7 protein-coding genes are annotated in these 12850 nt (G+C 71.2%); 4 read left to right on the forward strand and 3 right to left on the reverse strand.

Translation table 11 applies throughout. The features are described 5' to 3' along the window. The 3 genes from AB0H87_RS27785 to fxsT (AB0H87_RS27795) form a co-directional block, all read left to right on the forward strand. Positions 1-812, forward strand: an 812-nt coding sequence (locus AB0H87_RS27785) for a methionyl-tRNA formyltransferase (RefSeq protein ID WP_360151725.1), incomplete at its 5' end; no start/stop codon positions are given. Continuing rightward, positions 809-2212, forward strand: coding sequence for a transcription antitermination factor NusB (locus tag AB0H87_RS27790; protein ID WP_360151728.1), 1404 nt, complete (start codon positions 809-811; stop codon positions 2210-2212). The genes AB0H87_RS27785 and AB0H87_RS27790, both read left to right, overlap by 4 nt. A gap of 197 nt (positions 2213-2409) precedes the next feature. Next, the gene (gene fxsT, locus AB0H87_RS27795) at positions 2410-5637 is read left to right on the forward strand and encodes an FxSxx-COOH system tetratricopeptide repeat protein (RefSeq protein WP_360151731.1); all 3228 of its coding nucleotides are present in this window, start codon (positions 2410-2412) and stop codon (positions 5635-5637) included. A 5-nt stretch (positions 5638-5642) separates the two neighbouring features. Here fxsT (AB0H87_RS27795) and AB0H87_RS27800 read toward each other — a convergent pair whose 3' ends face one another. From AB0H87_RS27800 to fxsT (AB0H87_RS27810), 3 genes are all read right to left on the reverse strand, one after another. Next, complete coding sequence (locus AB0H87_RS27800) at positions 5643-6929, reverse strand: HEXXH motif domain-containing protein (RefSeq protein WP_360151734.1); 1287 nt, start codon at positions 6927-6929, stop codon at positions 5643-5645. Next, the gene (locus AB0H87_RS27805) at positions 6926-8092 is read right to left on the reverse strand and encodes an FxsB family cyclophane-forming radical SAM/SPASM peptide maturase (protein ID WP_360151737.1); all 1167 of its coding nucleotides are present in this window, start codon (positions 8090-8092) and stop codon (positions 6926-6928) included. The genes AB0H87_RS27800 and AB0H87_RS27805 overlap by 4 nt, the downstream gene beginning before the upstream one ends. Before the next feature lie 389 nt (positions 8093-8481). Further along, positions 8482-11391 (reverse strand): FxSxx-COOH system tetratricopeptide repeat protein, encoded by a 2910-nt coding sequence (gene fxsT, locus AB0H87_RS27810; RefSeq protein ID WP_360151740.1) that lies wholly within the window; start codon positions 11389-11391, stop codon positions 8482-8484. Positions 11392-11655: 264 nt separating this feature from the next. On the opposite strand from fxsT (AB0H87_RS27810), the gene AB0H87_RS27815 reads away from it, so the two are divergent. Next, complete coding sequence (locus AB0H87_RS27815) at positions 11656-12825, forward strand: hypothetical protein (protein WP_360151743.1); 1170 nt, start codon at positions 11656-11658, stop codon at positions 12823-12825. Positions 12826-12850 lie beyond the last annotated feature (25 nt).

The raw sequence follows: 12850 nt of genomic DNA on the forward strand, positions 1-12850 counted from the left end.
GCCCGTGGTCGTCGGCGAAGTCGAGTGAGACCTCGTTGTCGACCTGTACGACCAGGAACGGGCCGAACGGCCTAGGCGCAGCCAACCCCAGGATCCAGGAACGGCTGCGCGCGCTCGCGCCCGACTGCGTGCCGGTGGTCGCCTACGGCGCCCTGGTGCCGCCGTCGGCGCTGGAGATCCCCCGGCACGGCTGGATCAACCTGCACTTCTCGCTGCTGCCCGCCTGGCGCGGCGCGGCGCCCGTGCAGCACGCCGTCCTGCACGGTGACGAGATCACCGGCGCGAGCGTCTTCGAGCTGGAGGCGGGCCTCGACACGGGCCCGGTCTACGGCACGCTGACCGACGAGATCCGCCCCACCGACACGTCCGGCGACCTGCTCGAGCGGCTCGCCGGCTCCGGCGCCGGCCTGCTGGTCGCGGTGCTCGACGCGATCGAGGCGGGCACCGCGCGGGCCGAGCCGCAGCCGGCCGACGGGGTGAGCCTCGCGCCGAAGCTGACCGTCGAGGACGCGATGGTGCGCTGGGACGAGCCGGCGTTCGCGGTCGACCGCCGCATCCGGGCCTGCACGCCCGCACCGGGTGCGTGGACCACGTTCCGGGAGGACCGGGTCAAGCTCGGCCCCGTCCGGCCGGTCGCCAACGCGCCGGCGCTCAAGCCGGGCGACCTGCTGGTCGAGAAGTCCGGCGTGTACGTCGGCACCGCCACGACGCCGGTCGCGCTCGGCGAGGTGCGGGCCGCGGGCAAGCGGGCCATGCCGGCCGCCGACTGGGCCCGCGGTGCCCGCGTCGACTCCAGCGAGCGGTTCGCGTGACCGCCCACGCCCGCGGGGGCCAGCGGCAGGGCCGCCGGCCGGCCGTCGATCCCGCGCGGTTCGCCGCCTACGAGGCGGTCGCCGCCGTGCACCGCGACGACGCGTACGCCAACCTGGTGTTGCCGAACATCCTGCGGGACCGGGACGTGCGCGGCCGGGACGCGGCGTTCGCCACCGAACTGACCTACGGCGCCCTGCGCTCGCTCGGCACGCTCGACGCGGTGATCGCCGTCGCGGCCGGGCGCGAGGTCGAGCGGATCGACCCGCCGGCCCGCGACGCGCTGCGGCTGGGCGCCTACCAGATCCTCTACATGCGGGTCCCGGCACACGCCGCGGTCTCGTCCACCGTCGACCTGGTGCGCGTGGTCGCACCCGGCGCGACGGGCTTCGCCAACGCCGTGCTCCGGGAGATCACCACGCGCGACGTGGACACCTGGGTGGAGCAGATCGCTCCCGTGTACGAGACCGACCCGATCGGCAACCTGGCGCTCGCGTACAGCCATCCGCAGTGGATCGTGCGCGCGTTCCAGGAGGCCCTCGGCGGCGACCTGGACGAGACCGCCCGGCTGCTGATCGAGGACAACCAGGGGCCGGCCGTGCAGCTCTGCGCCCGCCCGGGCCGGGTCGACGCGGTCGAGCTGGCCGACGAGGTGGGCGGCGCGCCCGGCGCGTTCTCGCCGTACGCGGTCTACCTGTCCGGCGGCGCGCCCGGCGACCTGGCGGCGATCCGCGACGGCCGCGCGCACGTCCAGGACGAGGGTTCCCAACTGGTCGCGACCGCGCTGGTCGAGGCGCCGGTCGAGGGCACGGACGCGCGCTGGCTCGACCTCTGCGCAGGCCCGGGCGGCAAGGCGGGCCTGCTCGCCGCGATCGCCGCGCAGCGGGGTGCCCACCTGACCGCGGTCGAGGTGGCCGCGCACCGCGCGGAGCTGGTCTCCCAGGCGGTCCGGGGCTTCCCGGCGACGGTGCTGCACACCGACGGCCGCACGGTCGGCCGCGATCCGGACCTGCCCGAGCAGGGCTTCGACCGGGTGCTGGTCGACGCGCCGTGCACCGGCCTGGGCGCGCTGCGCCGCCGGCCCGAGGCGCGCTGGCGCCGGCAGCCCAGCGACCTGCCGCCGCTGACCCGGCTGCAGCGCGAGCTGCTCACCGCGGCACTGCGGGCGGTGCGGCCGGGCGGGGTGGTCGGCTACGTCACCTGCTCGCCGCACACGGTGGAGACGCACGTGTCGGTCACCGAGGGCACCCGCCGCGCGGACATCGCGGTCGACTTCGTCGACGCCCGCCCGCTGCTGCCGGCCGGCATGCCGGGCCTGGGGACGGGCCCGACGGTGCAGCTCTGGCCACACCGGCACGGCACCGACGCGATGTTCCTGGCGGTGCTGCGGCGCACCGGCTGAGCGCTTCGAGTCCATTCTGGAGTCCGGTGCACAATCGTATTCGGATTGTGCCCACATTGGCCGGTGGAGCCTCACGCGCGGTAAATCAAGGCCTTCCCATCCGTAGTCGGTGCGATACGATGAATGCTCCTGACCCGCGAGCATAGAAGTGGGTGGCCGTGGCTGAAGTCGTGCTGGGTCGAGGTCATCTTGACGGCATGCTCGATGTGCTTCTCGGTATTCCCGCCCTCGGCGACTCCGACGTGCGGGACGCGCGCGTAGAGGACCTGCGAAGGTCGTTGCGCCGTCCAATGGAGATCGAAAGGTTCGACGATCCGAAGCGCGATCTTCAGTCGATCCTCGCGGCCTGCCTCGCCTGTTCCGGCGGGCTCAAGACTTTCACGCAGATCGTGCTGCGCCACCATCGTGGCGACGAGAGCACCAAGGCCGCGGCCCTGGCGCGCGACTTCGGCGGGCCGACGCTGCTCTCCACACCCGACCGTGAGGTGCTGCGCCGCCTGCTCGCGGGCATTCCGATCGGTGACATCGCCGACGCGGTCGCCGACGTGGCTGCGCTGGCCAAGCTCGACGAGATGCGCTCGCTGCAGACCTGGCGCGACATCGGCAAGGCGATCCGGCTCATGGAGCGCCTGCCGGTCGGCAGCGACGGGGTGCCCACGCTGCTGGTGTTCGTGGGCCGGCTCAACTCGATCGTCGTCGGCCCCACCACGGGCGAGCTCGGCGCCTGGCTGGAGACGGTCTCCGGCGGCCTGGGCATCAGCGAGAACACCGTCGCCGAACTGCGCTCGACGCTCGGGCCCGGCTCCGCCTCGGTGTCGCCCGAGCCCGAGCCGTCCACGCCTGCGAAAAGCGCCGTGCCGCGGCAGCCGCAGCGTTCCCGGCGGGCCGACGAAACGGGTCTGATCTGGGGCGGCGTGCCCATTCGCAACCGCAACTTCACGGGTCGCGACAACATGCTCGAGCGGCTCGGCGAGGCATTGCGCAACACCTCAAAGGCATCGGTGCTGCCGCAGACGCTGCACGGCATGGGTGGTGTCGGTAAGACACAACTCGTCGTCGAATACGTCTATCGCCACATCGACCAGTACGACCTGATCTGGTGGATCGCCGCCGAGCAGCCGTCCAGCGTGCTCCGGTCGCTGACCGCGCTCGCCGAGCGCCTCGGCCTGGCCACCACCGAGGACCGGCAGCAGAACGCGCGCATCGTCCTCGACGCCCTCGCCGGTGGCGGGCTGACCTGGTTGCTGGTCTACGACAACGCCGACGACCCCGACACGCTCGACCAGTTCCTGCCCTCGTCGGGCGGCGACGTCATCGTCACGAGCCGCATCCAGGAATGGGCCGCGGTCGGGCCCGCGATCGAGGTCGACGTCTTCCGGCGCGATGAGAGCGTCGAGCTCCTCCGCAAGCGCACCCGCGACAGCGAGGGCAACGCCCGCATCCAGGAGCCCGACGCCCGCGCCCTCGCCGAGAAGCTCGGTGACCTGCCGCTGGCGCTGGAGCAAGCCGCGGCGTGGTATCTGGCGACGGCCATGCCCATCAAGGAATACATCGAGCTGCTCGACACGCACATCGAGCTGCTCGCCGAGGGCAAGCCGATCAACTACCCGGTCTCGGTCGCCGCGTTCGTCACGCTCGCCATGGAGCAACTGCGTCGCGACTCACCCGCCACGGCACAGCTCTTCGAGCTGTTCGCCTATCTGGGCGGTGAGCCGGTCGCGGTCTCCTTGCTGATCAACGGCAAGGACGCCGACGTCACCGAGCCGTTGCGCGGCATGCTCCGCGCCAAGGTCCAGCTCAACCGGGCCGTCCGTGACCTCAACCGGTTCGGCCTGGCCAAGGTCGACGCGGCGCAGCGGATCCAGGTGCACCGGCTGGTGCAGCGGGTGCTGCGCGACACGATGCCGGGCCCGCTGTCCGAGGCGGCGCTCCGCAACGTGCGCAACATCCTCGTCCAGGCCAGCCCCGGCGACCCCGACGAGAACCCCAACATGGAGAACCACGCCGACCTCGGTCCGCACATCGACACGGCCGACCTGACCAACGCCGACAGCCTCGACGCCCGCGCCGTGGTCGGCGACTACGCCCGCTACCTCTTCATCATCGGCGACTACGCCGGCAGCCAGCGTCTCGCCGAACGCGCGGTCCGGATCTGGGAGAAGGAGACCTTCGATCCCAAGCTCGGTCCCGACGGAGAGATGACCCTGCTGGCCCGCGCGCAGCTCGCCAACGCCCGCCGGGCCACCGGCGACAGTGCGGGCGCGGCGCCGCTCGCGCTCGACACCTACAACCGACTACGGGACAGCCCGCTGCTCGGTGCCGACCACGAATACACGCTGATCACCGGCAACCAGCTGGGTTCCGATCTGCGCATCGCGGGCAAGTACGCCGAGGCGCTGGCCTTCGACCAGGCCTCCGTCGACGCCCACCGCCGCGTGTTCGGCGCCGAGGACGACACCTACACGCTGCGGGCGAAGCTCAACCTGGCCGTCGACTACCGCATGATCGGCGACTTCGCCGAGGCGTTCCGGCTCGACCAGGAGGTCGCCCAATACTGGGAGGACGCCGGCCGGATGGACCGGCGTTCCCTCGAGGCCCTGATGAACATGGGTCGCAGCTACTACGGCATGGGCGCCTACGCGGCCGGCGTCAAAATCATGGAGGACTGGCTCGAGGCCCTCCACACCGTCGTCGGCTCCAACCACCGGTTGGCCCTGCTGGCCGACCGCACCTTCGCGATTCTCCTGCGCAAGGCCGGTCGGCTGGAGGAGTCCGTCGCACTGCTCCGGGACACGGAGCAGCGCACGCGGTCGCGGTTCGGTGCCAACCACGAATACACGGTGGCGGCGGCGGTCAGCCTCGGCAACGCCTATCGCGAGGCCGGCCGCCTCGAGGAGGCCCAGGCGCTGATCTCCGACGCGCTCGGCCGATACAAGTCCGACTTCGGCGACTCGCACCCGCTGACGCTGGTCGCGACCGTCAACGACGCCATCGTCAAGCGCGCCGCGGGCGAGCTGGACGAGGCGCGGGAGTTGGACGAGCGCAACTACGCCAGGTTGTCCGAGGTGCTCTCGCCCGAGCACCCCTACACGCTGTGCGCCGGCAGTTCGGTCGCCACCAACCTGGCGCTCGCCGGTGACCACGCGGGAGCGGTGGCCCAGTCCACCCTGATCCTGCAGGCCAGCCGCGCGACGTCCGGCGGGGGCGACCCGGCGCGCGACGGCTTCGAGCACCCGTACGTGCTGATGCGTGCGATCAACCTCGCGCACGACCTGCGCGCGTCCGGTTCGACGGCCGAGGGCGACGCCCTGTTCGCCGAGTCGTTCGACGCGCTCCGGCGCTTCCTCGGGCCCGAACACCACGAGGTGGTCGCGATCAGCAAGGGCCGCCGCGCGGAGGGCGACATCGAGTCGCCCCCCACGTGATTTGATCAGGCGGGGATGGCGCCGTTGCGCTCCACCCACTGCTGCCGGATCCGGGCGTTGGTCTCCTCGGCCGCCCGCGCCACCGCCGGCGGGACGGGCTCGGCGAGCAGCGCTTCGGTCCGCTCGCGCAGGTGGCCGACCAGCTCCCGCCCGGCCGACGTCAGCGCCGGCGACCGCTCGATCGAGGTGAGCCCGGTGTGCACCTGCATGCGGGCCGTGGCGAACTGCCGCTCAGCTTCCGACGTCAGCCCGTCCACCGCACGCAGCGCGCGCCAGGTGTCGGCGACGCCGACGAACGCGTAGACGCCCTGCAGGAGGCCGGGCAGCGGCCGCGGGTCGGTGCGCCATGGCGCGAAGTAGCGGCCCCGGTCGCTCGCGTCACTCATCGGAACGAGGTCGAGCATCGCGCTGAGCTTCGAGTGCTGGAACTCGTGGACGGCCGTCACCGCGAACTCGGCGGCGGACGGCGGTCGGGTCAGGCCGAACACGCCGAACGCGTGCCGGATGGTCGCGCTGCGTGCCGACTGGCCGTCCTCGACCAACGGCACCAGCGTACGCAGTCCGGCGCCCAACTCGGCCGCCCGCTCCGGGAGATGCCGCATAAGCAGCTCCCACGCGTCCGCGAAGAGCTCCTGCCAGTGCGCCACCTCGCGGGACGGCAACCGGTTGGCCGGGGGCACGTGATGCCCGTGGCGGTACGGGTCCACGTCGTCCAGGTCCAGCGCGATGCCGTCCGCGGTGAGCCGGCGGACCGGCAGCCAGCGCGGATCGTCCTCGTGGCCCGCCCGCACCGGCACCGTGACGCCACCGCCGTGAACGGCCAGCTCGCCGTCGCGCACCGTCAGGAGCGCCCGGTCGGCGTCGACCTTCGCGACACCGAGGCCGGGCACGGCGGCGAGGCCCGCGCGGACCGGGACGGTCGCGTCGCCGTCCTCTCCGGCGGCGGCGCAGGCCACCATCGCGAGCGCGCCGAGCTGCGCGGCGTCGGTCCACTGGGGCCGACCCTGCATGGCGGCGCGCGCGGCGATCGCCGCCCAGCCACCGACGAGCGGCTTCCCGATCACCTCGGCGAACCGTTCGGCGTCGCGCTTGCGGGCCCACTCGAGGGCGGCGACCACCGCGTCGCGCTCGCGCTCCGGGCCGGGCCAGCGCTCGAGCAGGAAGCCGATGAGCTGGAGATGCTTGGTCACCTGGGCCGCGCGCAGCGCGTCGATCGCCGTGGCGCCGCCGCCCCCGGCCGCGAGACCCGCGAAATGCGACTGATCCAGCTCGACGACAGCGGTGCTCGTCATCCCTCAACCTTTCCAGTGAGATCCGCGATGTCCGCGGCGATCCGGCCACGGATGTGGCCGATGATTCTTTTCAGGTCGGCGCAGTAGACGGACGGGTTCCGGAATCCGGCCCCGGCCCGGTAGCGGTGCACGTAGTGCCCGCCGCCGCAGACGCGGCGCACGGGGCAGCGGGCACACTCGTCGCCGAGCGCCGCCAGCCCGATCTGACGCGCGATGACGCCCGGATCGTCCAGCACCGCGTCAAGCTCGTCATGCCTGATGTCCAGGCCGGTGGCGGCCGCGCCCGGATAGGCCGACTTCAGCGCGTCGACCTGCTCGATCGCGCCGTCGGTCTCGACGACGACCAGCGCGGCCGGGCTCAGCCCGATCTGTTCCGAGGTGCCCTTGCCGCCGAGCAAGAGCACGATCACGTCCTCGAAGAACTGGATCCGCGGTGGCTCGGGGTCCCGGTACCAGCACTCGAACGCCTCGACGAGCCAGTCGCCGTACGGCGTCACGGTGCCGTCCGGGCGCGGTGGCGGGTGCTCCCAGTTGGCGTGGGGCAGGAGAAAGTTGATCAACGGCGGGTCGAAGGCCCGCAGCGTCCGGTACGTCGCGACCGGGTCGGTGTCCGCCGCGACCGTACAGAGCAGGCCGCCGTAGCTGGCCCGGTTCTCCTCCTGGCCCAGCAGCGCCAACGCGGCCGCGACCTTGTCGAAGGTGCCACGCCCGCCGTGGGTGACCCGGTGCCGGTCATGGTCGGGCTTGGTGCCGTCGACGCTGACACCGACCTTGACCCGGTGCGTGCGCAGCTGGGCCATCATCCGCTCGCGGAGCAGGACGCCGTTCGTCTGGACGCCGATCTGCAGGTCGCACTCGCCGTCGAGGGCCGTGCGCAGGTCGGCCGCCAGCTCGCCCAGCCGGGCGCCGAGCAGCAGCGGCTCGCCGCCGTGCAGGATGACCCGCAGCTGGGGCATCCCGTGCCGGCGGACGTGTCGCGCCAGCTTGTCAACCGTCGTGCGCCAGGTCTCCGGCGGCATGACGGCCGGCCGGTCCTCCCAGCTCTGGTCCTCGTGCTGGTAGACGTAGCAGTAGGTGCAGGCCAGGTTGCAGCGCTGGTGCACCTTGATGATCACGTCGCGGACCGGAACGGGGCGCCACCCGGCGCCCCGCAACGGTTCCACGTCCAGCTCCCGATACGGCCAGGCTGCCCGCTCCTGCTGCTCCGCGCGGATCGTGGCAACGGCCGCCGGGATCACGAGACGAAAGAGCTGAAAGCGGAGATGACGCCGTCCGGGTCGTCGAGGCTCCGCACTAGCCGCTGCATGGAAAGAGCGAGGGCCGGGTCCGCACCGCGGGTCACGATTTCCGAGATCGGAAGATCGGAGACCTCAGCGAGAGGGGCCCATTGATCTCCGTCCGTGCCCGCATCCTGCAGCGGCTTAGTAACCATCTAAATCTCCCTATTGGGGTAAACCGGACACACCGGTCACGCAGTAATCGAGAGAATTATCGACCAGACGGGTAGTGAGGTGGCGGAACTTGACAACTCTTGACAGCCCGCGTCCTTCCGTCAGGCCGACGGTGGCTCGATGATGCACTCGAACCGGCTTTCGTCCAATACATGAGCGCCGATCGGGTGACTCAGCCCGAGCGATTGGGGGAGGCCTGTCAAGATCGACTCGCGTAGGTCCGCCGCCTCGTCCTGCCGGCCGTCCGCGACAAGATCGAGCACGAGGTTCGCGGCGATCGCCAAGGTCTCGGGGTGCTGGTCACCAAGACACTGACAGGCCCTGTCGTACGCGCTGGTCGACAGGCGCGCGGCCGGCGCGTGCCCGCCCGCCAGCGCGTAGTCCGTCGCCAGGTTGGCGGTGGCCATGATCGTCGAGGGATGGTCCTCGCCGAGCCGGTCACGCAGGCCCTCGCTGGCCACCGCGTCGAACTGCTGCGCCTGGTTGCGCAGGCCCTGCGCCCGCCGGATCGCCGCGAGGTTCACCTTCGCCGCCAGCGTCAGGGGATGGCGGGGACCGAACGTCCGGCTGTACGCCGCAACGGCCTCCGAGGCATAGGCATCGGCGCCTTGCACGTCACCCTGCGAGCGGAGCGTGTTGGCATAGCTGACACCGGCGGCCAGCGTGTATTCGTGGTCTGGGCCGAACGCGACGTTGCACTCCCGCCAGTGCTCCTGCAGCAGGCTCAGCGACTCGTCGAACTCGCCGAGCGCGCGGCGCGCCAACCCCAGCGTGCGGTGCAGCAGCAGCGCACCGCGGTCGACGCGGCCGGGCAGCGGGGAATACTCCGACTGGAGTTCCAGGACCTGGGCGTACTGCCCGAGTCCGTAGAGATCTTCGGCGAGCGCGTTGACGGCCAGGTGCGTCCGCCAGTCGTCCACGCCGAAATGCTGCACCTTCAACTCGAGTGTGAGCCGGTCGGTCGTCTCCGCCTTCGCGAACTCGCCGACATGCCGCAGGCTCACGGCGAGGTTGTGCCGGCGGGTCGCGGTGGACGGATCGGCCCGGCCGTACCTGCGTTCCCACCGCAGCAGCGTGCTCTCGTCGATCTCCAGCGCCCGCCGGTACTCACCCGCGAGCCGCAGGTCGGACGCATAACTTGACGACATCGAAAGTGTCAGCGGATGTTCCTCGCCGAAAGCCGGGTCGAATCGCAGCCGACTCATGGCGTCGGCCGTCAGGTCACGCGCCTCCTGGTATTTGCCGAGGGCGCGCAGCGCGTTCGCCCACTCATGGGTCGCCTTGAAGACGAGTTCCCCGCCGGGACCGACGCCCGCCGAATCCCGCCACTGGTTGACGGCGGACTCCGCCAACTCGCTCGCGCCCGCGTAGTCGCCGATCACGTAGCGGTAGCGGATCTGGTGGAAGACCGTCCGCAGCACGTTCGTGGCGTCGGAGCGGATCAGGTCGGCCGGCACGACATGTGCGGCGATCTCACCGTGCATGCCGCTGGACGCCAGGTCGTCCGGCTCGCCCTGGTCCGCGGCGACCAGGATCTCGTGCGTGTTCCGCCGGGCCCGCATGAGCGCTTCCTCGGAGAGCACGTCGTGCAGCGCCTGCCGGGTGATCGGCTGCACCTCGACCCGTTGGTCGTTCGTCAGGCGGGCGAGGCCGTACTCCTGGATGGACTTCAGCGCCTTGAACAGGTCGACCGGGTTGCGCAGGGCACGGCGCAGCGCGTCCGTGACGTCGCCGAAGCGACCCTGCCGCAACAGGGCGATCTCGACCGGCTTCGAGCCGAACCAGGCGAACACCTCGAGCAGCAGCATCGCGGACGGGTTGGCCGCCGCCAGCTTGTCCAGCGCCAGCTCGATGTACGCGAGCACGCCCTGTGGGTAGGAGGAGCCTTCCGACTGCCGATCGCTGCCGGGCCCGTCCATGCGCTGCCGCAGCTCGTCCCAGGACAGGCCCGCTCCCTGCCGCAGGGCCGCGATGTGCTCCAGGGCGAGCGGGAGCCGACCGATCCGGTCGATGAGCTCTTTCGCCTGCTCCTCGTCGAGCGAGGCGTCCCGCTTCCGGAGGAAGGTCACCGCCTCGTCCGCGGTGAAGACCGGCACCTCGATGCCGCTGCTCGTGCTGTCATGGCCGAGAGCGGGGTTGCGTGTCGTGACGATCACGTGCCCGCCGAAGGTCGGCATCAACCGGCCGAGGTCGTCGTCGCCGACGCCGTCGAAGACCAGCAGATATCGCGTGGGCAGCGACTCGAGCCGGCTGATCACCCCGTCGATCGTCTGGTCCGTGCTCTGCCCGGCCCGGGTGCCGAGCCGTTCCGCGAGTTGCAGGAGCGACCTGCGTACGTGTTCCAGCTGATCGGCCTGCACCCACCAGGTCACCTGGTGCTCGTGGTGGTACCGCTCGACGTATTCGCGCGCCAGTTGGGACTTGCCGACCCCGCTGAGACCGTGCAGCACCAGCGGCGTGTGCGGGCTGGCCAGCAGGTCCGCGCGCATGCGGGCGAGCAACTGCTCGCGGCCGGTGAACATCAGGTCGCGGTCCGGCAGGCCACCGACGATGGGCTCCAGCTGCGCCAACGGCATGGGCGCGACGGGGCGCAGCCCTTCGCCGGGGCGGATCGTCACCGGCTCCGGTGGACCCGGGGGGCGCATCCGCACGGGCTGGGGTCGCGGGCCGGGTATGGGCGACCGGTTCAGCGACTCGGCCGGGCGCGCCACCAGCACCGCCCGCGCGGCGATCCACAGTGGTTTGAACTGTCTTTCCAGGTCGCGTTCGCTGATCTCTAGTTCGGCGCGGACCCGCAACGCGAAAACGATGGAGCGGACCTTTTCCCAGGCCGGCGGTGGGCCGCCCTGCAGGAGAGCGGCGACGGTCTGATGCGAAACGCTTTCGAAGCGCCGGGGGAGCGCCGAAATGTCCTTGGTGATGAGCCGGGCCGCTGGTTGGCCGGCCAGGTCGTAGAGGTCGTGTAGAACGACGACAAACTCGCGAAGCGGACCGTCCGGCAACTGATCCAACGTTGGTAACCGGATCGCCAAGCGCCACACTCCGTCGGGTGTAAAGCGTCGCCAACTTGCCTCAGACAAGCTTGACATGCGCGTTCGGCGGGAACAACCGCGTGCCCCCCGACAATCCATGATCCTTTGTGGAGATCAACCCCTGGATGGGCGCGGTCCCGTGCAGGGAACTGCCCGAAGTGGACGGGAAGCGGCTGGATGTCAACTCCCGCCTTCCGTGATTCACTGGAAAGCGACGCCCGTCCACCCCCGAAATGAGCGTCGATGACCAATAGTCGGCACGGCACGGTGACCACGTTCTACTCATTCACCGGCGGCACCGGCCGAACGATGGCCCTGGCCAACGTGGCCTGGATTCTGGCCGCCAACGGGCATCGGGTGCTCGCCGCGGACTGGCATTTCGAGTCGCCCGGCCTGCACCGGTATTTCCGGCCGTTCATCCGGTCCGAGGCACTCGACCACGCACCCGGCGTTTCCGACCTCATTCGCGGATACGAGTGGGAGGTCATGCGCCGGGGCAGCCCGCTGCCGCAGGCCGAGTTGGAGCGCCTGGCCGACGTCACCGCGCACGCCATTGCGCTGGACTGGGAGTTCCCCGGCGGCGGCTGCCTGCACCTGTTGCCGACCGGCAGCCAGGACCGCACCTATGTCGCGATCCTCGGCTCGATGGACTGGGACGAGTTCTACGAGGAGCGCGACGGCGGGCGGTTCTTCGACGCGATGCGGTCCGGGATGCGCGACCGCTACGACTACGCGCTGATCGACAGCCGCAACGGCTGGAACGAGGTCGCCGACATCTGCACGATCCAGCTCCCGGACGTGCTGGTCAGCTGCTTCCAGCTCAGCCAGCAGGGCATCGAGGGCGCGGTCGAGTCCGCCTCGGCGGTGCGGTACCAGGACGCCGAACGGGAGATCCGGATCCTGCCCGTGCCGACCCGGGTCGACCTGGCGGAGCAGGAGAAGGCGCAGATCGGGCGGCTGATCGCGCGGCAACGGCTCGCCGGCCTGCCGAAGGGCATGGCGGAGCACGAGCGCGAGAGGTACTGGCGCGACGTCGAGGTGCCGCACTGCCCCTACTACTCGTTCGAGGAGATCCTGGCGCCGTTCGGCGACCGGCCGGACATGGCCTCGCCCCTGCTGCACGCGTACGAGGCGGTCGCGCGCCACATCAGCGCCGGCACCGTCGACCACCTGCCGCCGATGAACGACTCCCTGCGCGCCCGCACGCTCGCGCGCTTCACCCGGCGCGCGGCCGTGGCGGAGGAGGAGGTGGCGCTCTCCTACGCGCCGGCGGACCAGGTGTGGGCCGAATGGGTCGAGCGGCTGCTGGCCTCGGTCGGCATCCGCGTCCACGACGTCCCGGAGGGCACGGCCGAGGCGACGCCGGCTCCGGAGATCAGCACTGAGGTCATGCCGACCTGCGCGACGCCGTAGCGGGCGCGCTGCAACTCCGGCAGCC

The organism is Asanoa sp. NPDC050611 (genome assembly GCF_040654855.1).
GTDB lineage: Bacteria > Actinomycetota > Actinomycetes > Mycobacteriales > Micromonosporaceae > Asanoa.

Excerpts from the sequence above, each read along its gene's own strand:
- AB0H87_RS27800 (WP_360151734.1), bottom strand. The coding sequence starts at position 6,929 with ATGACGAGCACCGCTGTCGTCGAGCTGGATCAGTCGCATTTCGCGGGT.
- AB0H87_RS27815 (WP_360151743.1), top strand. The coding sequence starts at position 11,656 with ATGACCAATAGTCGGCACGGCACGGTGACCACGTTCTACTCATTCACC.
- fxsT (WP_360151731.1), top strand. The coding sequence starts at position 2,410 with ATGCTCGATGTGCTTCTCGGTATTCCCGCCCTCGGCGACTCCGACGTG.